This is a genomic window from Marinococcus sp. LNHM4E3-1, from assembly GCF_056034405.1.
Genome location: NZ_JBQLID010000011.1, coordinates 50,218 through 74,789, shown reverse-complemented (window position 1 = coordinate 74,789; position 24,572 = coordinate 50,218). Strand labels below are relative to the sequence as shown.

Sequence of the window (24,572 nt, the reverse complement as noted above, 5' to 3'; positions counted from 1 at the left end):
GCCGGAATTAAATTTCCGGCGCTTTTTCACGTATCAAAAAGCCCCCGCATTCTTCCGGCTGCTTCGGTGAAAAGACGTTCCTTCTGCTCTAATTCTTCTTTTTTCGATACGTCAGGGGCGACAATAATTTCTTCTTCATCTATACTCTGCACAGCTCTCGCTGCCTTCTCCCACGAGCATGTATGAATCGCTCTAACGCCGCATGCAGCCGCTCCAAATGAAGCAAGACGCTCCTGTTCAGAACTCACCTGCACCCTGCACTGAAAAACATCTGCCACTGTCTGGCGAAAAGCTCTGCTTTTAGTGCCGCCGCCAACAAGAAAGAGTGTCGAGGAAGTAAGCCCGGCCTGAACAAAGGTCTGCTTTAAAGAAAAAGCCAGACCTTCAAGCACCGCCCTGGCCATGTGTGTCTGCGTTACCTGACCGTCGATGCCGATAAATGCGCCCCTGGCTTTCTCATCAATTACCGGATTTCTTTCACCATTTAAATACGGGATAAACAAGAGCCGACCGGGCACAGAAACCGGTTCGGCCATCAGCTTTTCAAAGGCTTCGAAGTTGCCTCCGCACCACGTATGCACCGCCCATTGATGAACATTTCCCATGTTAAGCAGAGGCATGATTTTAATAAACCGGCCATGCTGAGGCGCAGCCAGATAAAATACACTGCCTTCTTCTGATACGGCCGGCGTATCGGCAGGTACCGCCGTCCAGCCTGTTGTTCCTGCGTACGCGTAGCCCTGGTCATTACCCGCATGAGCACTAGCAGCAAGAGTCACCGCGCCTCCGTCCCCGAGGCCGCAGTAAACAGGGGTTCCAGCTGGTATGCCCGTCTGACTGGCAGCTTCCTTTAATACATAGCCTGCTGTTTCTTCGGGCTCCAGAAGAAGGGGAAGCTGGCTTCGGGAAATTCCGCTCCCTTCCCACAGCTTTTCTTCCCAAGCTCTTGTATGTATGTTCATCATTCCTGTCACAGTGCCGTTTACCGGATCGCAGACTGATGATCCCGTTAAATGGTAAATTAAATAATCCTTAGAACCAAAGAGTACCTGGTCCCACCGCTCTGGGGCTTCGTCCGCCAGCCACTTCATTAGAGGAGTGGTCGCTTTCCAGTCGTTTCCTGTAAACGCCGTCACAACGTCCGGAGGCAAATGCCTCTTTGTCAGTCCCCTGCTCCCTCTGGTATCAGAATAAAGAACCGCCGTTTCTGCTCTTCCATCTTTAAAAGGGATAAAGTCCTCCATCTGTCCCGTGCACACGACTCCATCAACGTCCAGGTTAATCCCCTTACTCTTCAGAGTACTGCATGCTTTTCTAAAGCTCTGCCACCAATCTGAGGGCTTCTGTTCGTAATTCCCTCCGTCGGTATATGTTTGGACAGGCTCTGATGCACTGCCTTCCACCTGGCCTCCGCAGTCCAGGACCATTACTTTTAAAGACGTCGTTCCCAGATCTGCACTCAGCAGTCTACAGCTCATCACTGCCCGCTCCCTCTGATTTTTCGCCGACGCTGTCCCGAAGCAGCTGAATTTCATCATCATTTAACTCCCGATACTCTCCCGGCAGTAGATCCTCGTCGAGTGACAGCTGTCCGAATGATTCTCTTTTTAAATAAACGACTTCATTGCCTACCGCCTCAAACATCCGTTTCACCTGGTGAAATTTCCCTTCGGTTACTTCCACATACACTTCCCGGTGGGTATCGGGCACTCTTCGCAGAACGGCAGGCTTACAAACATAGCCGTCATCAAGCTTTACACCCTTTTTGAAATGTTCAATATTCTTTTCTTCTATCGGCTGCTCGAGTACCGCCCGGTATATTTTTACCACCCCATGCTTCGGTGACGTAAGAAAATGGTTAAGCTTGCCGTCATTAGTCAGCAGAAGCAATCCTTCGGTGTCAATATCAAGTCTGCCCACTGGAAAAGGTTCTCTTACCGCGTCTTCCTGTTCCAAAATATCCAGAACCGTATCATGAACGCTGTCTTCTGTGGCGCTGATAACCCCTGCAGGCTTATGCATTAGAAAATAAACAAATTCGGTGTAGTGAATGTCCTCACCGAATACGCTGACCCGCTGCTCTTCAGGATCCACCTGAACCGCCCCGTTGTTCACCGGCGCCCCGTCGACAAAAACGCCCCCTTTTTTCAGCATTTTTTTTACTTCCTTGCGGGTGCCATAGCCTAGCTCCGCCAGTAATTTATCCATTCTCATGCCGATCACCTCTTTCCATCTGTTCGAGAATTCCTACAGCAAATCCTCCGTGCGAGCCGTTCATGTGAGCTTCAATAACTCCGGCCGGAATCTGACGGAGAACAGCCTTTTGGACTGTTTGTGATACATTCTGCTCCTGCAGCCGTTTTTCAAGATTCACTATCATCCGCAGCGTCTCTTCCACCGCTGCCTTATTTGCCGTTTCCACCTCCTGCTCGCTTCCCTCTATGACTGTGAATGCATCCCCGAGCCAGCTTTGGAGATATTTTCGGTCACTGCTTCTGGAGCTGTTAACGACAAAGACATTTTCTTCACTGCCGGCTGTGGCTCTTTCAGCGTGCCCTGCGAATTTGGCTGCGGCCTTACGTACATGGGCAGGCACTTCCACCTGCTCTGTGTAAAGCGACGTTGCCGGGATATATATAACAGTTCCCTCAGCCAGATACGGGCCGTGCCAGTAGATAAAATCTTTAATTCCATCCGGGGGCAGTGCTAAAAATATATAGGGATAACGGGGAAGCTCCAGCTCATCCACCCGTGAAATCTGCTTTGTTGTTTCTCTCATCCAGGCCTTTTCCCCGCCCCGGTACATCACAGAGACAGATAAAGGCTCACTTTTCACTGCTACAAGCTTCGCCAGTCTCCCGGCTCCCACTACTAACATTTTTGTTCCTCCAATACATTTCGATGAGTTTCCTTTAACACCTCAAAGCAGGTGCCCGTCCTCCAGTCTGAAAAAGAGACGTTGCTGTTAACAACGTCTCTTTACATTATGCGGAAGTTGGTTTATTGATCCCCTGATTCTGTACCCGGGCAAGCCGGTTGTTATTTCTGGAGATGTTTGCCAAAAGCCCAAGCATCGCCAGCGTTATCAACAAAGAGGAGCCTCCGTAGCTCAGAAGTGGAAATGGAAGGCCGGTAATCGGCATCATGCCCGCTACGGCTCCAGCATTAATAACAGCCTGGCTGAGAAGCTGAAAAACAATACCAAAAGCGAGAAGAGTGCCAAATTGTCCTTTAGCATTAAGCCCGATTTTTATGCCCCGCCAGGCGATAACACCCAACAGACCTACTACAAGCAGAACCCCGAAAATCCCGAGCTCTTCGGCAATGATAGGAATAATAAAGTCTGTGTGCGCCTCGGGAAGATAATTCATTTTTTGCACACTCTCTCCCAGTCCCACACCGAACAGCCCGCCATGGGCAATCGCAATGTAGCCCTGAATCAGCTGATAACTCCCTCCGCCTACAGCATCTGCATTCGCAAATGGGTCCATAAAGGATACCAGCCGGGCCAGGCGGTACGGTTCTGTCAGCGCAATATAAGCAAATAAAGCTGCAGCCACTCCTCCGAGCATAAACATATGCCGAAACTTTGCTCCTGATAAAAAGACAATTACAATTGTTGTCATCATCAGGGCCGCGGCTGTCCCGACGTCAGGCTGCATCACAATAAATCCAAGCAGCACAGCGACAACGACAAGCGGAGGCATGACCCCTTTCATAAACGAGTCAATATACTTTTGTTTTTGGGAATAAACCTGAGCCAGATAAATAATCAAACTCAATTTTACAAATTCCGCGGGCTGAATGTTTATCGGGCCAAAGCCGATCCAGCTTTTCGCCCCATTTACTTCATTACCTATTACAAGTACGAGCATAAGTAAAAAAATGGATAATCCTATCAATAAAGGCGTTGTTTTTTTCCACTTTTCATAAGGCACATGCATCATGAAAGCAAACACACCTACTCCTATAATAAAAAACATTATCTGCCGCTTAAGAAAAAAGGCCGCATCATCATAAGCCCTCATTCCGAGCGGAAAGCTTGCGCTGTACACCATAATGATGCCAAACAGTGTTAAGAGCGCGACCGCACCGATCAAGAGCCAGTCGTAATCTTTATATCTCCACGTTTTCATGTTTCACCTCTAATGCCGCGCTGTTTTTGGGCGGCTTGATGCGTTTGTCTCATTTCCATAAAGTGTATTAATTATATCACCATACCTGCCTGAACAAAAGATTAGAAAGCAGCAGTTTTATCTATGCCGAAAAGCGTTTTCCAAGTACTTTTTCCGCCAGGCCGCTTTTCATGGCAAGGGCCATAAACAGCACACCACCGACAACAACACTGATGATTTCCACCATAAATAAATCCACCCAGCCGCTTCCTGCAAATAAAACTTCCATGCCGTTTCTTGTAATTAAGACGCCAACGCCCATTACTGCAGATAGAAGAACTACTGTACCTGCCCGGCGCGAGACGCCTCCGAAATGAAAACCGGTAAACTTCGCAATCGCCCAGGCGTTAAATATTACTCCACATGTAAATCCAATAATCGTGCTGTAAATTCCACCGACCGGTCCAAGAAGCAAAAGAAGTACATACGCACTGATAATTTTCACCAGTAAACCCAGCAGCAGGGAGGCAATGGCATATTTCTGGCGGTTGATTCCCTGCAGCACTGCTGCACTCACCGAGAAAAGGGAGAAAACGATCGCCGCATACGCATAATGCTGCAGCACGTAGCTGCCTATTTCCAGTGACTCTGTTCCAAACAGCACACCAAATGTTGGCCTTGCAAGCAGCGACAGTCCAACCGCGGCAGGCACCGATAAAAACAAAATCACCTGGTACGTCTGCGTAATCTGGCGCTGAAGCAGATCCTGATCATTGCCTGTAAAGGATTTTGTGATGGTTGGGATAAGGGTGATTGACATTGCGGTGGCTATTGCTACCGGTATGAGAATCAGCTTATGTGAAGACCCTGCGAACGCTCCGTAGGCGGTCTGAATCTGCCCGGACGTCCAATCACCGGTCTGCTCCAACGCCCGGGTAAAGGTGAACATGTCCACCATCTGAAACAGTGGAATGGCCAGTCCGACGAGGGACAACGGCAGAGCGTACCGGATAAGTTCACTGTACATGCTTGTTAACGGAAGATCACTCGACACCGTGCTTCCAGCCTGTTCCCGCTGCAAAAAGCGCTGTCTTTTTTTCCAGTAAAAAATCAGTACGGCCATGCTGGCCAGCCCACCGACAAACGCACCGAAGGTGGCAAAGCCAATAGCTGTTCCAAGATTTCCATCGACAGCATACAGAATAAACAAAGCCATAGCCAAAATGAATACGATACGGACAACCTGCTCTATAACCTGGGAAACCGCTGTAGGCCCCATCGACTGGTGGCCCTGAAAAAACCCCCTCATGATTGCCATCGTCGGAATTATCATTAAAGCAAAGCTGACCATGCGGATCGTAAATACAATATCATCTGACGTAAAAGCTTCACTCGAATCAAATGATATTAAATTTACGATAAGCGGAGCACCGAAAAATAAAATAAGGAACGCGGCAATCCCGGTCAGAGTCATAAAAAAAAGACCCGACTTAAACAACCTTCGGCCTGTTTCAAAATCCCCCATCGCATTATATTTGGATACAAATTTTGACATAGCCATTGGTATCCCAAGCGTAGCTACACTAAGCATTAATGTGTACGGCTGGTAGCCGTATTGATAAAGCGCGATCCCCTGCTGGCCAACCATGGCTGCGAAAGGAAATATGTAAATCATTCCTAAAAATTTTGAAATAAACGTTGCTATGCTTAAAAGAAGCGTTCCCCGCAAAAATTTTGAATCAGACATTCTTATGTTCAGCTCCATCGTGTAATCGTCTTTTGCTTTCTATGCGAATTTTACCATACTATTTTCCATTCTGGCGTCCCTTTGCCTGAAAATTAATACCGGAGGCAAAAGAAAGCGCCCGTTCTGGATAAACGGGCGTGCTTTTTATTATACGTCACTTAATCCTTTAATATAAAACGTTCGCTTTCGAGGACCGTCAAATTCACAAAAATAGATGCCCTGCCATGTCCCCAGCACGAGCTCTCCCTGCTCTACAATGATCGTCTGCTGCGTCCCCACCGTACTTGCTTTTAAGTGTGAAGCAGAGTTTCCCTCGGCATGCCGATATTTTTCATGCTCCCAGGGATACACTTCATCGAGACGCATGAGCATATCACGCTGGACGTTTGGATCAGCGTTTTCATTTACAGTAATTCCGGCCGTCGTATGCGGGGAATAGACGATCACCGCCCCGTGGTCGAGCCCCTCCTCCTTCACATACGTACGGATCTTCTCGGTAACATCTATCATTTCTGCATGTTCATTTGTAGATAGTTCAAGCTTTCGCAGCATTGGAGCCGCCTCCTTTATCCTTGTGTAAAAATAAATTTTCTCTTATGATACAATACAGCTATTATAACCGATTACGAAGCATTTTAATCTTCATGAGCTATGCTTCGCACTCGTAAGGAGAGAATGAATAAATGACGAACGTCATTGTTATCGGCGGCGGCCCTGCAGGATTAATGGCCTCGGTTGCTGCCGCAGAGCACGGCGCCGATGTTACATTAATAGATAAGGGATCCAAGCTTGGAAGAAAGCTCGCCATTTCCGGCGGCGGCCGCTGCAACGTCACGAACCGCATGGAACGAAAAGAGCTGATCGAACACATTCCCGGTAACGGCAAATTTATGCACAGCCCGTTTTCCATCTTTGATAATGAAAATATTATCCGCTTTTTCGAAAATCTTGGTATCGACCTGAAGGAAGAAGACATGGGCCGAATGTTTCCTATTAACGATAAAGCTATTACTGTCGTAAATACGCTGCTTGAGGAAATGGAACGGCTCGGGGTCCAGACACGAACCAATACCAAAGTCGCTTCCATCGATTACGGCGATACCCAGGTCCAGGGGCTTTATTTAGAGGACGGCACCTACCTTCAGGCTGACCGCGTTATTATTGCTTCCGGAGGCAAGTCCGTGCCCAAAACCGGTTCCACTGGGGATGGCTATCCCTGGGCGGAGGCGGCCGGGCATACAATTACGGAGCTGTATCCGACGGAGGTGCCTATTACTTCTCCCGCCGCTTATATCCAGGACCGCACGCTTCAGGGAATTTCGCTTTCCGGCGTTGCCCTTACTGTTTACCGGCCGGGCGGCAAAGCTATTAAAACCCATACCGGTGACATGATTTTCACCCATTTTGGTGTTTCCGGACCAATCGGACTGAGATGCAGCCAGTATGTGGTGAAAGCCTTAAGAAAATACAAAGCTGATCAGATAGAGCTCAGCCTTTCCCTATATCCCGAGGAAAATCATGAATCCATGTTTCAGCGCCTTGTCTCGCTGAAAAAAACTCATGAAGCAAAAACGGTTAAAAATGCCCTGAAGGGTCTTACCACGGAACGACTGCTGATGTTTTTCCTGCAGGAAGCAGGTATTTCCAGCACCATGATCATCGGTGAGGCAGCGAATAAAAAACTGCGTGCCCTTGCTCTCTTTTTTACCGATTTTCGTTTTCCGGCAGATGGAACGCTTTCCATCGAAGAAGCATTTGTAACCGGCGGCGGGGTGTCCATCAAAGAAGTGTTTCCAAAACGGCTTGAATCCAGGCTGAAAAGCGGATTATTTTTCTGCGGGGAAATTTTAGACATTCACGGCTACACTGGCGGCTTTAACATCACCTGTGCCTTCTCCACCGGCTATATCGCTGGAAAATCGGCATCCGAGCAGCTAACTGCGCAATCCGAAACGCCTCCTTCCTATTCAAAAAGCTGACCGCTCATGCGGCCAGCTTTTTTTAATTAGCTACAATGTTTACAAGCTTCCCTGGAATGGCAATGACTTTTCGCACTGTCTTCCCTTCAAGCTCCTGCACAATCTTTTCCTGTTCCATGGCCGTTGATTCAAGGTCCTTCTCGTCAGCATCTCTTGGGACAACTGCTTTTGCCCGGAGCTTCCCGTTAACCTGAATGATTATTTCAACTTCCTCTTCAATAAGCATTTGCTCATCGTGTACTGGCCAGTTGCTTCGTGAAATCGAACGCTCCTCCCCGAGACGGCTCCACAGCTCTTCGGACAGGTGAGGAGCGATAGCGCTCAACAGCTGCAGAAACCCTTTTAATTCCTGTTTCGGCAGTGTCTCCTGCTTGTTCGCTTCGTTGACAAAGACCATCAGCTGACTGATACCGGTATTAAACCGCAGTTCAGTGAATTCTTCGGTGACCTTTTTCACCGTCTGATGATACGTACGTGCAAACGATTCCGATGCTTCCTCCTCCCGAATCTCCGGACGGATAGAGCCTTCGTCGGTTACAATTAAGCGCCAGACCCGGTCCAGGAAACGTCTCGCTCCGTCCAGGCCGCTGTTGGACCAGGCAATTGAAGCGTCAAGCGGGCCCATGAACATTTCATACAACCGCAGCGTATCTGCCCCGTGGGTACGAATAATTTCATCCGGGTTCACGACATTCCCTTTTGATTTACTCATTTTTTCATTGTTTTCCCCGAGAATCATTCCCTGGTTGTACAGCCGCTGGAACGGCTCTTTTGTAGGTACTACTCCGATATCATATAAAAACTTGTGCCAAAACCGTGCGTACAGCAGATGAAGCACTGCGTGTTCCGCGCCGCCGATATATAAATCAACCGGCAGCCATTTCTCAAGCGCTTCTTTGGAAGCAAGCTCTTCATCGTTATCCGGATCAGCAAAACGCAGGAAGTACCAGCAGCTGCCGGCCCACTGCGGCATAGTGTTTGTTTCCCGGCGTCCCTTCATGCCTGTTTCCGGGTCAGTGACCTCCAGCCATTCCGTATTGGTGGCAAGCGGCGATTCGCCGGTGCCTGAAGGACGGAACTCATCCATTTCCGGAAGCTCGAGCGGCAGTTCTTCTTTCGGAAGCGTCGTCATCGAACCGTCCTCCCAGTGAATAACCGGAATCGGCTCTCCCCAGTACCGTTGGCGGCTGAAGAGCCAGTCACGCAGACGGTAGGTTGTTTTTTTCCGGCCAATATCTTTTTCTTCAAGCCATTCGAGCATTTTTCCAATAGCTTCGTCTTTATATAAACCGTTCAGAAACTCGGACCTTACGTGCGGTCCGTCCTCAGTATACGCTTCTTTGGATGTGTCTCCGCCTTCAACTACCTCCACAATCGGAAGATCAAATGTTTTCGCAAATTCGTAGTCCCGCTCATCATGCGCTGGCACAGCCATAATCGCTCCACTGCCGTATGTAGCGAGAACGTAATCAGCAATCCAGATCGGCATTTGTTCACCATTCACCGGGTTGATCGCGTAGGAGCCTGTAAATACGCCGGATTTTTCCTTTTGCAGCTCTGTGCGTTCAAGATCACTTTTCATAGCTGCCTCGTGCTGGTACTTCTCTACAGCTTCCTTCTGCTCCGGCGCAGTAATTTCCTCTACATACTCATGCTCCGGGGCAAACACACAGTAGGTCGCACCGAACAATGTATCCGGACGGGTCGTAAATACATCAAACGAAAGATCCTTCCCTTCAACGTGAAAGGTCAGCTCTGCTCCTTCCGAACGGCCGATCCAGTTGCGCTGCATTTCTTTAATGCTGTCCGGCCAGTCCAGGCCGTCCAGGTCTTCAAGCAGACGATCAGCATAGGCTGTAATCTTGAGCATCCACTGCTTCATCGGCCGGCGTTCCACTGGATGTCCGCCGCGCTCACTTTTCCCATCGATCACTTCTTCATTGGCGAGAACTGTTCCAAGCGCCGGGCACCAGTTGACTGGCACTTCGTCAATGTACGCGAGACCGTGTTCATAAAGCTTTGTAAAAATCCACTGAGTCCATTTGTAGTAATCGGGGTCTGTCGTGTTAATTTCTCTCGCCCAGTCATAGGAGAATCCCAGTTCCTTAATTTGGCGTTTGAAATTGGCAATGTTTGCCTGGGTGAATTCCCGCGGATTTTTCCCGGTATCGAGTGCAAATTGCTCCGCCGGAAGGCCAAAAGCGTCCCAGCCCATCGGATGCAGCACATCGTAGCCCTGCATGCGTTTCATTCTTGAGGTGATGTCTGTTGCTGTGTAGCCTTCGGGGTGGCCTACGTGCAGGCCGGCTCCGGAAGGATAAGGAAACATATCCAGTGCATAATATTTCGGGGCGCCGGTATCTGCGTTGGATACGGCAAAGATTTCATTTTCCTCCCAGTATGACTGCCATTTAGGTTCTATCTGTTGGTGGGGATATGCCATGATTGTCGTTCCTCCTTTAAATAGTTGGAGCATCTGTACTGATTTTATCTGTAAAAAAAGCCTCTCTCCCAGCTGGAAAGCAGGGACGAGAGGCTTAAATTCCACGAAACAAACGGCGGGACGCGCACACGCCACTCAAGTGCGTTTCCGACTCTGACGCTTCGCTCACCCGTTTTCGTCAAGCGTCTGCTGGGTGCATAACGATAAACAAAGTACGCCGATATTCAATACTTGATATTTTATGAATTTATCCCCCTGCTGTCAAGCCTTTCTACGTGGTTCTTTTCCTTTGCACTTTGGGAATACAGGCAAAACATGCTAAAATAAGAAAGAATATTTTATGCACGATGGAAGGAGAGGCTCTTCATGAGCTCGGAATTATCTAACGAACAGCCGCTTGTCTGGGGAGAGAAGCGGTATCATACATGGAATCATCATTTAAAGGAATCATTCGGCCATAAAATCTTTAAAGTACCGCTCGACGGTGGATTTGACTGCCCAAACCGTGACGGAAATGTCGCCCACGGCGGCTGCACGTTCTGTTCTGCGGCAGGATCCGGGGATTTTGCCGGCAACCGTGCCGACGATGTGGTGACCCAGTTTCATGAAATTAAAGACCGTATGCACAAGAAATGGAAAAACGGAAAATACATTGGTTATTTCCAGGCATTCAGCAATACTTACGCCCCTGTTGAAGAACTGCGGGAAATGTACGAAGCAGTACTCGCCCAGGATAACGTCGTTGGTCTTTCCATTGCGACGCGCCCGGACTGCCTCCCGGACGATGTAGTCGAATACTTGGCCGAGTTGAATGAACGCACCTACCTGTGGGTCGAGCTCGGGCTGCAGACAGTGCATGAAACGACTGCTGAAACAATCAACCGGGCTCACGACTTTGAGTGCTATAAAGAAGGCGTCGACAAGCTCCGCAAGCATAACATCCGCGTATGCTCCCATATTATTAACGGCCTTCCACAGGAGGACCATCAAATGATGATGGAAACGGCCCAGGCCGTGGCTGACCTGGACGTTCAGGGTATTAAAATTCATCTGCTCCACCTGCTGAAAAAGACACCGATGGTCAAGCAGTATGAAAAAGGAATGGTGGAGTTTCTCGGCCGGGATGAGTACGTCAGTCTTGTCGTGGATCAGCTCGAAATTCTGCCGCCTGATATGCTCATTCACCGCATCACCGGTGACGGGCCGACCGAGCTTCTTATCGGACCGATGTGGAGCGTGAACAAGTTTGAAGTACTAAATGAAATTCATAAAGAACAGGTTCGCAGACACAGCTGGCAGGGAAAATATTATCAGCCTGCCCCGGCAGCTTTATGACTCTGCCGAAAGCCGTGGCTTTCGCCCATTGGATGATTGCACAAAATATCCGTCCCGGGGACACTGTAATTGATGCCACTTGTGGAAATGGCGGGGATACCGCCTTTCTTGCAGACGCGGTGTCTCCTTCCGGACATGTGCATGCCTTTGACATTCAAAGCGAAGCCATCCAGGCTACATACGCACGATTACAAAAGAAAAGCCTGGAGCCATACGTCACGCTGCATCACTGCAGTCATGAATACGCAGCGTCTCTGCTCACTGATGAGGAAAAAACCAGCATCCGTGCAGCCGTTTTTAACCTCGGTTATCTGCCGGGGAGCGATAAACAGATTGTGACGTCTGCTTCTTCTACAACTGCAGCGGTTCTTTCTTATCTTCATACGTTCCCGTCAGGCGTTCCGGTTATCGTGGTCATTTACCACGGCCACCCGGGAGGAAATGCAGAACGTACAGCCGTTGAGAACCTTGCTGCTGAATTTTCGGAAGACGAAGTACGGGTGCTGCGGTACAGCCTGGAATTTCAGGAAAAGACGCCCCCCTATGTGTTAACCTTTGAAAAAACAGCAGAAGAAACTCCTTATTTATCCAAATTAGTTCAAGCTTATTCACATATATCTACGAAGGGATGATGAATCATGTCAGAAGTGGTGAAATCTATTTTAGAGCACAATCAGCAGTTTGTTCAAAACAAAGAATATGAAGCTTTTCAAACGGATAAATTCCCAAATAAGCGTATCGTCGTTTTAACGTGTATGGATACCCGGCTCATTGAACTGCTCCCTAAAGCTATGGGCATCCAGAATGGGGATGCAAAGCTGATCCGTAACGCCGGGGCAATGATTACGGATCCATATGATAGTATTACCCGCAGTATTCTGGTTGCCTTATACGAATTAAAAGCAGAAGAGGTTCTGATCGTCGGACATTACGGATGCGGCATGACTGGTCTTCAGGCCGGCCAGGTGCTTGAAAAAGCGTACGACCGCGGAGTTTCATCCGATGCAGAGGCAGTGATGCATGCTGAGGGAGTCTCCGTGCACGAATGGCTGCGCGGCTTTTCGGATGTGGAGGACAATGTGCATCAATCGGTCCAGGTTATGAGAAATCATCCGCTTCTCCCACCGGGAACCCCAGTGCACGGCCTTGTTATTTCCCCGGAGACCGGAGAACTGACGTCGCTTGATACGGCTGATATGTAAAGAAGAACCGCCTTTTCTTTTTCGGAAGAGGCGGTTCTTTGTTTATATTTTTTTCCGGTACATCCACGAGTTCCAATAGTAAATAAGCGAGGTGATGCCGCCAAAGCGGAGCAGGTGCTTTGCCTGCTGCTTCATTGTTTCATTTGCCTGTACTTTTTCGTCGGACAAATAAATGGAGAGAAGACCTTTGTTTAGTTGTTTATGAAACCCGGCCTCCGGCAGCTTGGCTACTTTTTTGTCGGCCTCGGACTTGAAAAATTCCAGTCGGGACATCATATGGCCGGCTGAGGCGTATTTTTCGGTGAAATTCAGAGAGCCCTGCTCCACGTCTTCCTCCTGATCAATAAAGTAATCAAGCAGAATGTGCATTCCCTGTACATAAGGAAAATGGGCTTCTTTAATCGATTTCGCCTGAAGCTCTGCAAGCGGCGAACGGGCAGCGTACCCGGCCAGTGCATAGATACCGAGCGTCGATCCGGACGCAGCGCAAAATTCATACCAGGCCATCGGCGGAATCCGGTCTTTAAAGTGCTCATAAAGCTCTATCAGCTTTGCTTCACGCTCATTGACATCAATATGCTTGTATATCTGCATCTCCCTGTAATACATGGACAGCTCCTCCATATACGGCTGAGCACCAGAAAGGCCCGGAAAGCTCTGCAGAGCAGACTGGCACGTTTCAACCAAGTCTTTTAAAAAGCCGCCGTCCCCGTCCCCTTTTTTCTTTTTAAGGTAATCCTGCTGACTGGCTCCGGGATCCAGGGCATGCTTCAAGGCTTCATGAATATCACGATAAAAGGTTACGCCCTCCTCCTGGCTCATATCACAGATACTATCCAAATAATCGCTGATATTTTGATAGGCTACAATAAAACGAAGTAACTCGCTCCGGATATGCTCCGGGGCAATCAATGCATAGAGCGATCCACCTTCGTAATGAAAGGTTTTTTCATCAATTGCTTCAAGCGCTGCCTGGCGGTATAAATTATCCGGGATCTGCTCTGCTTTCTGCTTCCATTCGCTTAAATACTGGCGGGCAGCCGGCAGGGTCTGCTTCACTCCGTAATACATAATAGTTGGTATAGACGTTGGTGCTGACATTTCAAAAGGCCTCCTTGATTGGCTGGTTCATATTAGGAATGCTGGTTCATAAAGTGAATGATATATCTTACTACTCGTTCCTGCTCCGGCTCATTTAATATTTCATGATAAAGATTATTCCATATTTTGATCGTCCGTTCAGATGTATGCAGCCGGTTGAACCAACGGACAGTCGCTTCTTTATCAACAATATAATCCTCTCCGGCCTGCATAACCAGAAGTGGAGTATCCGGAAAGCTTTCCGGCTGCGCCAGACTGATCCGCATTGACCGGATCATTTCCTGGTACCAGCGGACGGTGACCGTATCATTCACCAATTCATCCCTTTGGTATTCTGCTCTTGTTTCCGGATTTCTTGTTAGATACTCGGCCTGGATGCCGGTCCGGAGAGGTTTACCCGGCATAAGCCGGTGCGCCAGCCTCCCGGAGAGCTCCCGGATCCTGTTTGGATATTCGTATAATCCGAGTGCCGGAGAGGATAAAATAATTCCTTTCACTGGCATGTACCGCTCGGATACCGCCCGAATGACAATTAATCCTCCCATACTGTGCCCAAGCATAAAAATAGGCAGCTTAAAGGAAGCTGCTTCTCTGTACCATTCATATACTGTATCTGTGTATTCACGGAAGCTGTCTATATGTCCTCTTCGTCCTTCAGTTTCCCCATGTCCCGGCAGATCTCCGGTTATCACATGCAGATGCTGGCGCTTCAATACATGGATCAGCCATTCATACCGCCGGTAGTGTTCTCCTGATCCATGAACCAGCACAACAACTCCACGCGGGCGGTCCACTAATCTTTTTTCCACTATTATCGCCCCCTTTTTCCTCAATCCAGTACCCCGGGAAATATATCTTTCTTTATTTTACTATTATTTTTGCTACACTTGCATTAGAAATGCAGAATAAATTTCGGAAAGTGTGGGTTTTTTATGATTTATCCGTACAACAACCAGTACCCTTCCATTGCTCCCACTGTTTTTTTAGCAGATTTCACGGTCATCACTGGTGACGTTACCATCGGCGAAGAATCGAGCATTTGGTTTCACACCGTTATTCGCGGGGACGTAGCACCTACGCTGATTGGCAGCAGAGTCAATGTGCAGGATCAATGCCTGCTGCACCAAAGCCCGAAGCATCCTTTGATTATTGAAGACGACGTTACTGTCGGTCATCAGGTGATGCTTCATTCCGCCATTGTAAGAAAGAAGGCACTCATCGGCATGGGGTCTACAGTGCTTGACGGTGCAGAGATCGGTGAAGGAGCGTTCATCGGTGCCGGCAGCCTGGTCCCGCCCGGAAAAACAATTCCTGCCGGCGTACTTGCCTTTGGACGTCCGGCCAAAGTCGTTCGTGACCTCACTGAAGAGGACAAAGAAGACATGGAGCGCATCCGCCTCGAATATGTTGAGAAAGCCAAGCAGTATAAAGAAACAAGCCGCAGGCATCAATGATGTCCGCGGCTTGTTTTTAATATTGATGTGGAATGTCTCTCGTTATAATTTCACCTGCCACCGGCGCTGTCTGCTGAACCGGTGCAGCTGTTGCTATCATTATTACAATGAACGCAGCATACCATAAACCTGCCTTTTTCATTTCTTCACCTCTTTATTATATGTTCGTTTTAGTATATTCGAACTATAAAAAGAGTGTTTTCCGCTTCTGACTTCAAAATCGATCAATTTCCTAAGACTTTCCTCTTTTTTCTACAGATTTCTTCCCGTAAAATAATTATAGGAATATTTGAGAGATAGGGAGAGAACTATATTGATGGATTTTTCACGGGTGGGAAATAAAATACAGGAGCTGCGAAAATACCGGGGCTACACACAAAAGGAGCTTGCCAAAGATATTTGTACCCAGGCGCAGATCAGTAAAATTGAGAAGGGTACCATCGTTCCATATTCAAGCACCATGTTTTATATTGCTGAACGGCTCGGAGCCAGCATGTATTACTTTTTTGAAGAAGCGTTAACAGACCGCAGCGACTACGTCCGCTCTGTATTCAGTATGCTTGAAACGTGCCGGTTCGAGCATGATTACGTTTCGATGCGGGAGCTTCTTTCCAGGGAGGAAGACAACCCCATTTTTAAAATCGGCTATTATGAGCAGTACATGCTTTGGCATAAAGCTATTTGCGCCTACGAACTGGACAAAGATCCGGAGCGGGCTCTCGAACTGGCTTCTTCTGCCCTCGATGCGTACCACAAAGGAATTTATACGGAGCGTAAGGGTGAAATCATAAACGCCATGGCGATTATTTACAACCTTGAACACGAATACAAAAAAGCTGCGGACGTATGCCGGAAAGCGCTGCAGGACCATCAGAGCCTGGTGCACCCGGAGAATAAATACATTGAATTAAAGCTGACATATACTTTAACTAAAGCGCTGACCTATCAGGGTGCTTACCAGCAATCCATCGACTGGTGTTCAAAGGGAATCAACCGCTGCATTGACCTTCAGAACAGCTACGTTTTAGGGGAACTGCTTTATCAGCGGGGACAAAACCTTCTGGTGCTGGGATTTGATGAATCCGCTCTTCAGGACTGGGATCAGGCGTGTTCCATCTTTGATACGATGAAGCAAATCGGCCTCGCAGACCACATCCGTCAGGAAATCGACGATTATACAAGAGACGGGACCATTCATCTGCATACACTGCAATAATATATAAAAGCCGGGGGAAACGTTCCTTACCCCGGCTTTTATAGTATTCACTTTTTCAAATGGTACATGAACGTTTCAAGCTGCCGGAGATCCGTAATATTTTCATTGCACCTGCGACTGTCCTGGCAGATATAGTTGCCCCGGCTCGTATATGTTTCTTTTCCGGCCTTCACTACTGCCATAAAAAGCCCTGTCTCTTCCTGTTTGCTGCAGATCGTACAGATGCCTTTTCCAGGAGTATTCCGAAATGTCCCAAACACACCCGTCAATCTCCTCTGGTCCGTAGTAATAATATATTTTCGTTCTGCGCGGATGTCATTCCAGCCCAGATAAGATATATTTTTCAGTTCCTCATCTTCCAATGATGGCATTGTCAGCTTTTTCGCCTTTGGAAACAGCTTTTTAATCCGTTCTACAGTTACAGCCGGGAATGGAACAACATACATTTTCAACTCACCGAGCATCTGCTCTGCCTGAGTGCTGTCCTCTACATAAAGAATCTTTTCTAACAGGCGTTCCTGCTCATCGTTCATCGAATGAAAGCTGTTAATAATTTGATCAAAGGCACTGTGCTTTAATGCACTGATTACATCAGCATCTTTTACTGTAGCGTGCGCATGGGCGAATTTCCATACATGCTCTTTAATAAAATTAAACTGATCATTGCGCAAAAATGGTTCAATTTGAATCATTTACCCATTCCTCATTTCAGTATAGTAAGCTTCCGTTTTTATGTTGAACAGAATGCTTTATACAGCGGTGAATATAAAACCATCATCAGTAATTCCCCTAAGATTGCGGTATTAGTATACAACAAATTAGTTTTTGTAGAAAACTATAAAAAAGAAGGCAACAAACGTCAGTAATTCTCTGTCAGGCATCGGATCATAAACTGAATATTTTTTGTCCGCTCTGTTCTTTTTGGAAGTACATAGGAAAAAAACCTTTTTGCATCGATGCCTTCAATGGATAAAAGCTCCAGCGAGTTGTGTTTTTGTTCTTCCTCAATCGCTGCTTCTGATAACAAAGATAAGCCAAGACCGCTTTTAACAGCTTCTTTAACCCCCTGCGTGCTGCTGATCATCAGAAGTGAACGTATACGTATCCCGTTTGCATTCATCACATAATCAAACGATTCCCTGGTCCCGGATCCCTTTTCGCGCACCACCCATTTCTGGTCCTGCAGCTCCTCCCGGGTTCGAGGCGAAAAGGAATTGGATGTATTCTTAACTACCGCCAGGCGATCCGTCTGAAACGGTGTCAGCGTAATATCGGCAGCCCTGCTGTGCCCTTCCACCAGGCCGATATCGACTTTCAGCGTCCGGACCAGCTGAATGATTTCCTCTGTATTAGCAATAGTCACTTCAAACTGAATCCCTTCATACTCACCCTGCATTCTGGCCATTACTTTTGGGAGCACGTATTCCCCAATCGTAAAGCTGGCCCCGATATGAATGGTTCCGCTCACTTCCTCGTGCATCGTATATATAGCTTCCTTCATATGGACGTATGTGCCCATCAACTGACGGGCATGATCCAAAAACACCTCACCCTCCCTTGTGAGCATCAATGACTTTGTTGTCCGCTGAAAAAGCGGAGCAAGAAATTCCTGTTCAAGATTTTTTATATGCACGCTTACAGTCGGCTGGGAGAGGGAGAGCACCTCCGAGGCTTTTGTGAAATTTTTTTCCTCCACGACGGTCAAAAAAGTTTTTAATTCGTCAATATGCATAGGCCCTCCCATTTATTAATAATATTAATTAATTTCATTATATATATTTGTTTTTATAATAAAAAGAGCAGGAGTACAATAGCGTTAATGATTAGGAGTTGAAGACTGATGAAACGATTTGTTTCTTCCATTCCCACGCTAACGCCCGGAATTATCTTTACGTTTATTGCTGCTGTGCTCAGCAGCGCACTAGCAGAGTCCGCTCCATTCTCAGCGATGGGCGCGCTTGTTACTGCAATACTTTTAGGCGTATGCTGGCGCTTCACCGCAGGAGTGCCCGATCGTGCGCTCCCCGGAATCACTTTTTCAAGCAGGCACTTGCTTAGGCTCGGCATTATTTTCCTCGGGGCCCGCCTGCATTTAGGAGATATTTACGAATCCGGATTTAACGCCTTTTTTATCGCTGCTTCCGGGTTACTAATTGCGCTTTTTGTCATTTACTTTGCTGCCAGAGCTTTAAAGATAGATAAAACGCTCAGTCTGTTAACAGCCTGCGGTACAGCTATCTGCGGAGCTTCAGCTATCGCAGCCATTGCCCCGATTGTAAAAGCAGAACATAAAACTACTACTGCGAGCATCGCGATTATCGCAGTGGTTGGTACTCTTTTTTCCGTTTCCTATGCTTTTCTGTTTCCGTTTTTGGGGATGAATGCATATGAATATGGCGTTTTATCCGGAGGAACTCTCCATGAAGTGGCTCACGCTGTAGCGGCATCTGAAGCCGGCGGTACAGTTTCGGAAGACCACGCCCTGATCATTAAATTAACGAGAGTTGCACTTCTCATCCCGGTAGCACTTGTAGTTGCCATGCTTCAAAGCCGTAAAGAAAAGCGGGCCTCCCATACAATTCCGGTTCCATGGTTTATTTTCGGATTTTTAGCAGTGAGTCTGGCCAATACCTTTAATCTGCTCAGCGATTCGGCAGCTGCTTTTATGGTCTCAGCTTCATATATTTTTCTTGGCATGGCTATGGCTGGCTTTGGAATGCAGATGCCTGCTGCCTCTTTTAAAACCATTAGTTCAAAGATGTTTATCGTGGCAGTTTGCGGATCGCTTTTATTATCCTTTTTCGGCTACGTTCTTATTGAAGTTATGCTTTAAACTGACCGTTGATGCAAAATCTGTTTGAAGCAGCTTCTTTAAGGGTAAACAATTATATTCACACTACCGCGGAGGCTGACCATGAAATTTTCAGGCACGATTTTAGTCGTAATGGCTGCGGTACTATGGGGTATTTCAGGTGGATTGGCAGATATACTATTACATAAGGGCTGGGACCCGTTAGTTATTTCATTTTACCGGGGGGCTGTAGGTTTTGTCTGTATTTTTATATGGTTCCTTCTACGGCTTCGGCAGACCGGGTCACCCTCCGCCCGCTTATTTATATGGGCCGCTCTTGCCGGGGCAGGCGTCGCCGGCAATTTCACCTTTTACTTTCTTAGTATCGAGGCCTCGAGCGTAGCAATTGCTGCTACGCTAATGTATACCGCACCTATATTTGTATTTTTGATTTCTTTTTTTCTAAAGCAGGAGCCCTCTACTTTTTTCAAATGGGGATGTATTGCAGTAGTGCTTGTAGGAATTTTTCTCCTGACAGGTGCTTATGACACAAGCGGTTCTTCGGTTACACTTGCAGGCGCTGCTGCCGGCCTCAGTGCCGGCCTTTCGTACGCGTTGTTTATTTTTGGATTTAAATACGCCTCTGCAGTCGGCAGACCCGAAACCTCTTTAACGATCGCTTTTTTTGTTTTTTGTGTAATTCTTCTGATGGTTGTCGACCAACAGGAAGCAGTATCCGTTTTAACATCCAGTGATATTGGATGGTTTCTACTGCTCGGGCTCGTTGGTGCAGGCATTTCCTTTGTACTGTACGTTATCGGTATCAAGCTGACTACTCCGGTTACTGCTTCAATGGTTGCCATGGCAGAGCCGGTCACCGCTTCTTTGTTTGGCGTGGTTCTGCTTGGAGATAGTCTGACAATCATTCAGGCCCTGGGTATCGTTATCATCCTTGTTTCTATTACTGCATTTAGCGTGCGCCAGTCAGCCTAAAAAAGCAGCTCCCAAAAGGGGGCTGCTTTTCGTTTGAGTAAGAGGCTTTATACTATATGCTCTGATGCAGGCCCGGAACTACCTGTTTTTTCCGTGATACCACTCCTGGAAGCTCCACCACCCCGTTCTGCAGCTTTTTCCCGAATGCCTCTCCGGCTTTATCTTTCATTGTACCGGCCGCAAGAAGGGTGGAGCCCGCCTGCAGTATATCAGTGATCATTAATATATAAAGGTCCAATGCTTCTGCCTGCACAGCCTGCTCCATTTTTGCGAGCAGCCCTTCACTCCGGTTTAATATTGCTGCAGCGCCTACTGTATTCACTTGAGCAATACGTACCTTCAAGCCGTTCATATCAAAATCTTTCATGTCGGTCTGTATTAAATCAGTATCATTCGTCGTACTCCAGTCTGTACCTGCCTTTAAAAGGCTGAGTCCATATGTTTTTATCTCTACCCCGGCAGTCGCTGCCAGTTCTTTCGCAGCCTGCCTGTCTTTTAAAGAAGTAGTTGGGGATTGAAATAACAGGGTATCGGAAATAATAGCTGAAAGCATCAATCCCGCTTCTTTTTCCGGTATCTCAACTCTGTTTTCCCTGTACAACTGGTATACGATTGTCGCTGTACATCCTACCGGCTCCGTCCGAAAGTATATCGGTTCTTTCGTTTCGATATTCGCAATTTTATGATGGTCAATTATCTCTTTAATACGAAAGCTTTCCAGGTCATTAATGCTTTGCTGTCGTTCGTTGTGATCCATTAGTATTACCGGGGTGTCTTCTTTAAGCCCGCGAATTAATTGCGGTTTTTTCTGTTTAAAGTATTTGAGTGCATAAGTGGTTTCGTTATTTATTTCTCCCAGTCTTCCCGCCTGCACCTCTTCGCCCAGCCTCTTTTTTAAATACGCGTAGGCGATAGGTGAGGCAATTGCATCGGTATCTGGACTTTTATGACCAAAAATAAATGTCGGCACAGACCTTACTCCTTGTGTTTTTTGACATTTTATTTAAATGAGTGCTTCTTTCTTTTTAAAATGATAAAAAGCCTCCTGCAGATAAGCAGAGAGGCCTGTATGGCACGTATATTATAAAAAACTGATGGAGGTAATGGATTTCATAATCTGCTGCACACCTGTCAGCATGGTCGGCATTTGCTCAATACTCATAAACGGCACAATAACGTAAAACATAGAAAGACCCATTACCATCATTAATACAATTGGGTTTCGCAAACTGCAGACCTCTTTTCTCCGAAATAATTAATTAAACACTATCATATCAACCCAAATATGATTTTTGTGTTTTATTATTCACTTGTAACGTAAACGTAATTTCTTTAATCTTTTATTCATCAAATGGTTATTTTTGTTACTTATTTTACCCGGAATTCATTCTTTGCTGGCTCCATGGAATTTTGAAACCTACAAGTTCAATCTGCAGTTGATCGATACGCTTGGTCTGACCTTCTACATATCCGTGGTCATGAAGAACATTAATAATTTCCTGTATTTCCTCCCACTGCTCATTGCTTGCTGTATAAGGCACTTCCAGAATAACAATGTCATCATGCTCTTCAACTGTAGAACAAAACTGATGGTTTTTAACCCAGTTTATACCTTTCCCCATAGTTCTCCCCTCCAAGTGATATTGGACCTATGAATATATACCCTTTCACCTATGATATACACTTGAAATTATTAAAAAATCGATTTTTTCTTTGTCTTTTTCCCAGCATTTCCGCGTATCCGTTTACATTTTTTTATTTGTCTTAATGCACGCTGACGGTTTACTTTCAGTCAGATCCGCGTTACATTATAGAATGATTATTAACCTTACATAATGCTTTTCCTTATATAGTCATTTTCTCACAAGATGATCCAGTACAGCATGATACTTCAAGGACTCTCTTAAGAATTTGACTCGTTTCCTTTTTGGGAACGGGTTTTTTGTGTTGTGTGGCGATATTACTTACGTTCAGGAGGTGCCGGCATGAAAAAGTCGCGTATTCTTTTTATTGGCTTTATGCTTTTTTCGTTATTTTTCGGAGCTGGAAATTTAATTTTTCCGCCATTTCTTGGCTATTCTGCAGGAGACAATTTCACACCTGCAATCCTTGGATTCCTCTTTACGGGAGTGCTTCTTCCCATCCTTGCCATTATGGCTGTTGTGCAGGCACGATACGGACTTATCAGCATGGGCAGCAGAGTTCACCCCATGTTTGGCCTGCTCTTTGCCGCGCTGATTTATCTATCCATCGGAGCCTTATACGGGATCCCAAGAGCTGCTAACGTAGCCTATGAGATCGGCTTCGTTCCAGCTGCAGGTATCGGAACCTGGTGGACACTTTTACTTTTTTCCTTACTTTTTTTCGCGGTTACCCTTTGGCTGAGCTTAAACCCCGAAAAGATAGTCGATCGCCTGGGCCAGTGGCTGACACCTATTCTATTCGTTACTTTAGCTGTTTTATTTGTACGGGCATTTTTTATTTTCGATACGAATCCTTCTTCAGCTGAGGCCCCTTATAATAGTTCTCCTTTTATTGGAGGATTTCTTGAAGGATACCTGACGATGGATGCTCTCGGCGCTCTTGCCTTCGGAATGGTTATTGTTAACAGCTTGCGTACGCACGGAGCATCCTCTAAGCGTGAACTGATGTCAGGCGCCGCAATAGCTACTATAGTAGCTGGAATTGGTCTTTCTATAGTCTATGTTTCGCTCGGGTGGATTGGCGCCCGGATGTCACAGCAGGAAGGAATTACGGACGGGGCCGGCATTCTTGAACCAGCCGCAGCCATGCTTTTTGGCCCATCCGGCAGCTTCTTTTTTGGACTGATCGTTCTGCTTGCCTGCCTGACCACGAGCGTCGGCCTGATAACGGCCTGCTCTGAATTTTTTCACAGCGTTATGCCTCGTGTCGCCTATAAATCGTTTGTCGTCTTTTTTACAGTCATCGGGATGCTGGTCACTAATTTAGGCTTGTCTTTAATTTTAAGCATCGCAGTGCCTTTACTTGTATTTATTTACCCACTCGCTATTGTGCTCATTGTACTTTCGCTTCTCAGACCTATTATTGGTGAAGGCTCCCTAATGTATCAGCTCTCGATTACCTTTACAGGAATCTTCGCGCTTTACGAAGGGCTTTCAAGTGTAGGGGTCTCCGCCCCTGCTGTGACAAGTATTCTTCAGACCTCGCCATTTTTTGAGCAGGGGCTTGGCTGGGTGGTGCCTGCGATTATCGGTGCAGCCGCCGGATACCTTCTCGACAGACTGATGCCTTCACATTCCCCGCAAAAGACTTCCTTTAACGAAAAGTAATATTCCATAAAAAAACTGCCCCTTTTCAGGAGCAGTTTTTTTCTATTCAATGCCGTCACCATCGCGAAGCTCTTCCCGGTAGGCAAATAAGAACAGCAGAGAAACCAGGAGTGCACCGCCGATTAGGTTACCAATACTTGCAGGAATTAAGTTAAAAAGCAGGTATTCGTACCAGGCATGCTCAGTATCTGAAAATACGCCCATACTGAAGTAGCCCATGTTCGCGGCGCTGTGCTGAAAATTACCGGCCACAAATAAAATGACTGGAAGCGCAGTTGCCACTACTTTTCCTGTAACGTCTCTCGCGGCTGTAGTAAGAAACGATGCCATGCCGATTAGCCAGTTGGCCAGAATACCGGATAAAACAACCTGGAACCAGCCGATGCCGCCGGACTCTTTGAATTTCATTTTATCCGATAAATATACTTCTAGCTCTCCGTAAAATTCCGGCGTCAAGGATCCGGAAAGCTGAATAACTGCGGCAACGAATAGCGCCCCGACCATGTTTCCGATGTATGTCGCGAACCAGAACCTTGCAATCGGCATAAAATAGACGCTGGGCTTTCGAAATAAGTAACTCGGGAGCAGAATATTGATTTCTGTAAATAATACAGCACCGGATAAAAACACCATAACATAAGCCGCTGTAAAACCAAGCCCCGAAAGCAAATAGTACAGTCCCTTCGCTTCTACACCTGTTGCAAGGAGAATCGAAAAAACCGCCCCGAAGGTCATAAATGACCCTGCCAGAATTGCCAGCAGAAACTGTGCCTTGAATTCCTTGCTTAAGTGGTTACGTCCATTTTCACCAAACGCCTGCACCACCTCGGGCGGTTCTTTATACTGCCGGTCGGTTGCCCCGAGCTTTTGTTCTTTCGGCATAAT

Annotated in this window: 25 protein-coding genes; 9 read left to right on the top strand and 16 right to left on the bottom strand. The window is 46.9% G+C overall.

Annotated features, from left to right (window positions below):
• Window positions 1-26 precede the first annotated feature (26 nt).
• The 6 genes from ACTRXI_RS12345 to ACTRXI_RS12320 all read right to left on the bottom strand — a co-directional run bounded on the left by ACTRXI_RS12345 (window position 27) and on the right by ACTRXI_RS12320 (window position 6,414).
• A complete protein-coding gene (locus ACTRXI_RS12345) occupies window positions 27-1,478 on the bottom strand; it encodes a xylulokinase (RefSeq protein ID WP_474262950.1) in 1,452 nt (483 codons plus the stop codon).
• On the bottom strand, window positions 1,468-2,214 hold the full coding sequence (locus tag ACTRXI_RS12340; RefSeq protein WP_474262948.1) for a pseudouridine synthase: 747 nt from the start codon (window positions 2,212-2,214) through the stop codon (window positions 1,468-1,470). The genes ACTRXI_RS12345 and ACTRXI_RS12340 overlap by 11 nt, the downstream gene beginning before the upstream one ends.
• Window positions 2,201-2,878, bottom strand: a complete 678-nt coding sequence (locus ACTRXI_RS12335; RefSeq protein ID WP_474262946.1) for a hypothetical protein — start codon at window positions 2,876-2,878, stop codon at window positions 2,201-2,203. The genes ACTRXI_RS12340 and ACTRXI_RS12335 overlap by 14 nt, the downstream gene beginning before the upstream one ends.
• 106 nt (window positions 2,879-2,984) lie before the next feature.
• The gene (ftsW, locus tag ACTRXI_RS12330) at window positions 2,985-4,136 is read right to left on the bottom strand and encodes a putative lipid II flippase FtsW (protein WP_474262944.1); all 1,152 of its coding nucleotides are present in this window, start codon (window positions 4,134-4,136) and stop codon (window positions 2,985-2,987) included.
• Between the two features lie 121 nt (window positions 4,137-4,257).
• Complete coding sequence (locus tag ACTRXI_RS12325) at window positions 4,258-5,862, bottom strand: putative polysaccharide biosynthesis protein (RefSeq protein WP_474262942.1); 1,605 nt, start codon at window positions 5,860-5,862, stop codon at window positions 4,258-4,260.
• Window positions 5,863-6,009: 147 nt separating this feature from the next.
• The gene (locus tag ACTRXI_RS12320; RefSeq protein ID WP_474262940.1) at window positions 6,010-6,414 is read right to left on the bottom strand and encodes a secondary thiamine-phosphate synthase enzyme YjbQ; all 405 of its coding nucleotides are present in this window, start codon (window positions 6,412-6,414) and stop codon (window positions 6,010-6,012) included.
• Window positions 6,415-6,545: 131 nt separating this feature from the next.
• On the opposite strand from ACTRXI_RS12320, the gene ACTRXI_RS12315 reads away from it, so the two are divergent.
• The gene (locus ACTRXI_RS12315; RefSeq protein WP_474262938.1) at window positions 6,546-7,841 is read left to right on the top strand and encodes a BaiN/RdsA family NAD(P)/FAD-dependent oxidoreductase; all 1,296 of its coding nucleotides are present in this window, start codon (window positions 6,546-6,548) and stop codon (window positions 7,839-7,841) included.
• A gap of 22 nt (window positions 7,842-7,863) precedes the next feature.
• On the opposite strand, the gene leuS is transcribed toward ACTRXI_RS12315, so the two are convergent.
• Window positions 7,864-10,284, bottom strand: coding sequence for a leucine--tRNA ligase (leuS, locus tag ACTRXI_RS12310; RefSeq protein WP_474262936.1), 2,421 nt, complete (start codon window positions 10,282-10,284; stop codon window positions 7,864-7,866).
• A 366-nt stretch (window positions 10,285-10,650) separates the two neighbouring features.
• On the opposite strand from leuS, the gene mnmL reads away from it, so the two are divergent.
• The 3 genes from mnmL to ACTRXI_RS12295 are packed head-to-tail and all read left to right on the top strand — an operon-like array spanning window position 10,651 to window position 12,821.
• Window positions 10,651-11,619: a tRNA modification radical SAM protein MnmL/YtqA gene (mnmL, locus tag ACTRXI_RS12305; RefSeq protein WP_022795021.1), complete on the top strand. Its 969-nt coding sequence runs from the start codon at window positions 10,651-10,653 to the stop codon at window positions 11,617-11,619.
• On the top strand, window positions 11,616-12,251 hold the full coding sequence (mnmM, locus tag ACTRXI_RS12300; protein WP_474262934.1) for a tRNA 5-(aminomethyl)-2-thiouridylate-methyltransferase MnmM: 636 nt from the start codon (window positions 11,616-11,618) through the stop codon (window positions 12,249-12,251). Before mnmL ends, mnmM begins: the two co-directional genes overlap by 4 nt.
• 6 nt (window positions 12,252-12,257) lie before the next feature.
• Window positions 12,258-12,821, top strand: a complete 564-nt coding sequence (locus ACTRXI_RS12295; protein WP_091616611.1) for a beta-class carbonic anhydrase — start codon at window positions 12,258-12,260, stop codon at window positions 12,819-12,821.
• A 42-nt stretch (window positions 12,822-12,863) separates the two neighbouring features.
• Here the strand turns inward: ACTRXI_RS12295 and ACTRXI_RS12290 are convergent, their stop codons facing one another.
• Complete coding sequence (locus ACTRXI_RS12290) at window positions 12,864-13,922, bottom strand: tetraprenyl-beta-curcumene synthase family protein (protein WP_474262931.1); 1,059 nt, start codon at window positions 13,920-13,922, stop codon at window positions 12,864-12,866.
• A gap of 32 nt (window positions 13,923-13,954) precedes the next feature.
• Window positions 13,955-14,731 (bottom strand): lysophospholipase, encoded by a 777-nt coding sequence (locus ACTRXI_RS12285; RefSeq protein WP_474262929.1) that lies wholly within the window; start codon window positions 14,729-14,731, stop codon window positions 13,955-13,957.
• A 123-nt stretch (window positions 14,732-14,854) separates the two neighbouring features.
• Between ACTRXI_RS12285 and ACTRXI_RS12280 the strand changes: the two genes are divergently transcribed.
• Complete coding sequence (locus ACTRXI_RS12280) at window positions 14,855-15,376, top strand: gamma carbonic anhydrase (protein ID WP_322526227.1); 522 nt, start codon at window positions 14,855-14,857, stop codon at window positions 15,374-15,376.
• 16 nt (window positions 15,377-15,392) lie between these two features.
• Here the strand turns inward: ACTRXI_RS12280 and ACTRXI_RS12275 are convergent, their stop codons facing one another.
• Entirely contained in the window at window positions 15,393-15,518 is a 126-nt protein-coding gene (locus ACTRXI_RS12275) for a hypothetical protein (RefSeq protein ID WP_474262927.1), read from the bottom strand.
• Window positions 15,519-15,692: 174 nt separating this feature from the next.
• Between ACTRXI_RS12275 and ACTRXI_RS12270 the strand changes: the two genes are divergently transcribed.
• A complete protein-coding gene (locus ACTRXI_RS12270) occupies window positions 15,693-16,592 on the top strand; it encodes a helix-turn-helix domain-containing protein (protein WP_474263001.1) in 900 nt (299 codons plus the stop codon).
• Between the two features lie 47 nt (window positions 16,593-16,639).
• Here the strand turns inward: ACTRXI_RS12270 and ACTRXI_RS12265 are convergent, their stop codons facing one another.
• A complete protein-coding gene (locus tag ACTRXI_RS12265) occupies window positions 16,640-17,284 on the bottom strand; it encodes a FusB/FusC family EF-G-binding protein (RefSeq protein WP_474262924.1) in 645 nt (214 codons plus the stop codon).
• A gap of 167 nt (window positions 17,285-17,451) precedes the next feature.
• Window positions 17,452-18,324 (bottom strand): LysR substrate-binding domain-containing protein, encoded by an 873-nt coding sequence (locus tag ACTRXI_RS12260; protein ID WP_474262922.1) that lies wholly within the window; start codon window positions 18,322-18,324, stop codon window positions 17,452-17,454.
• A 108-nt stretch (window positions 18,325-18,432) separates the two neighbouring features.
• Here ACTRXI_RS12260 and ACTRXI_RS12255 point away from each other — a divergent pair, with 108 nt between their 5' ends.
• Window positions 18,433-19,425, top strand: coding sequence for a YeiH family protein (locus ACTRXI_RS12255; protein ID WP_474262920.1), 993 nt, complete (start codon window positions 18,433-18,435; stop codon window positions 19,423-19,425).
• An 81-nt stretch (window positions 19,426-19,506) separates the two neighbouring features.
• Window positions 19,507-20,376, top strand: a complete 870-nt coding sequence (locus ACTRXI_RS12250) for a DMT family transporter (RefSeq protein ID WP_474262918.1) — start codon at window positions 19,507-19,509, stop codon at window positions 20,374-20,376.
• 52 nt (window positions 20,377-20,428) lie between these two features.
• Here ACTRXI_RS12250 and ACTRXI_RS12245 read toward each other — a convergent pair whose 3' ends face one another.
• From ACTRXI_RS12245 to ACTRXI_RS12235, 3 genes are all read right to left on the bottom strand, one after another.
• Window positions 20,429-21,346: a manganese-dependent inorganic pyrophosphatase gene (locus ACTRXI_RS12245; protein WP_474262916.1), complete on the bottom strand. Its 918-nt coding sequence runs from the start codon at window positions 21,344-21,346 to the stop codon at window positions 20,429-20,431.
• Between the two features lie 111 nt (window positions 21,347-21,457).
• A complete protein-coding gene (locus ACTRXI_RS12240) occupies window positions 21,458-21,604 on the bottom strand; it encodes a hypothetical protein (protein WP_474262914.1) in 147 nt (48 codons plus the stop codon).
• 145 nt (window positions 21,605-21,749) lie between these two features.
• The gene (locus ACTRXI_RS12235) at window positions 21,750-21,998 is read right to left on the bottom strand and encodes a hypothetical protein (RefSeq protein WP_474262913.1); all 249 of its coding nucleotides are present in this window, start codon (window positions 21,996-21,998) and stop codon (window positions 21,750-21,752) included.
• Window positions 21,999-22,361: 363 nt separating this feature from the next.
• Between ACTRXI_RS12235 and brnQ the strand changes: the two genes are divergently transcribed.
• Window positions 22,362-23,687: a branched-chain amino acid transport system II carrier protein gene (gene brnQ, locus ACTRXI_RS12230; RefSeq protein ID WP_474262911.1), complete on the top strand. Its 1,326-nt coding sequence runs from the start codon at window positions 22,362-22,364 to the stop codon at window positions 23,685-23,687.
• Window positions 23,688-23,729: 42 nt separating this feature from the next.
• Here the strand turns inward: brnQ and ACTRXI_RS12225 are convergent, their stop codons facing one another.
• Window positions 23,730-24,569: a formate/nitrite transporter family protein gene (locus tag ACTRXI_RS12225; RefSeq protein ID WP_474262909.1), complete on the bottom strand. Its 840-nt coding sequence runs from the start codon at window positions 24,567-24,569 to the stop codon at window positions 23,730-23,732.
• Window positions 24,570-24,572: the final 3 nt, after the last annotated feature.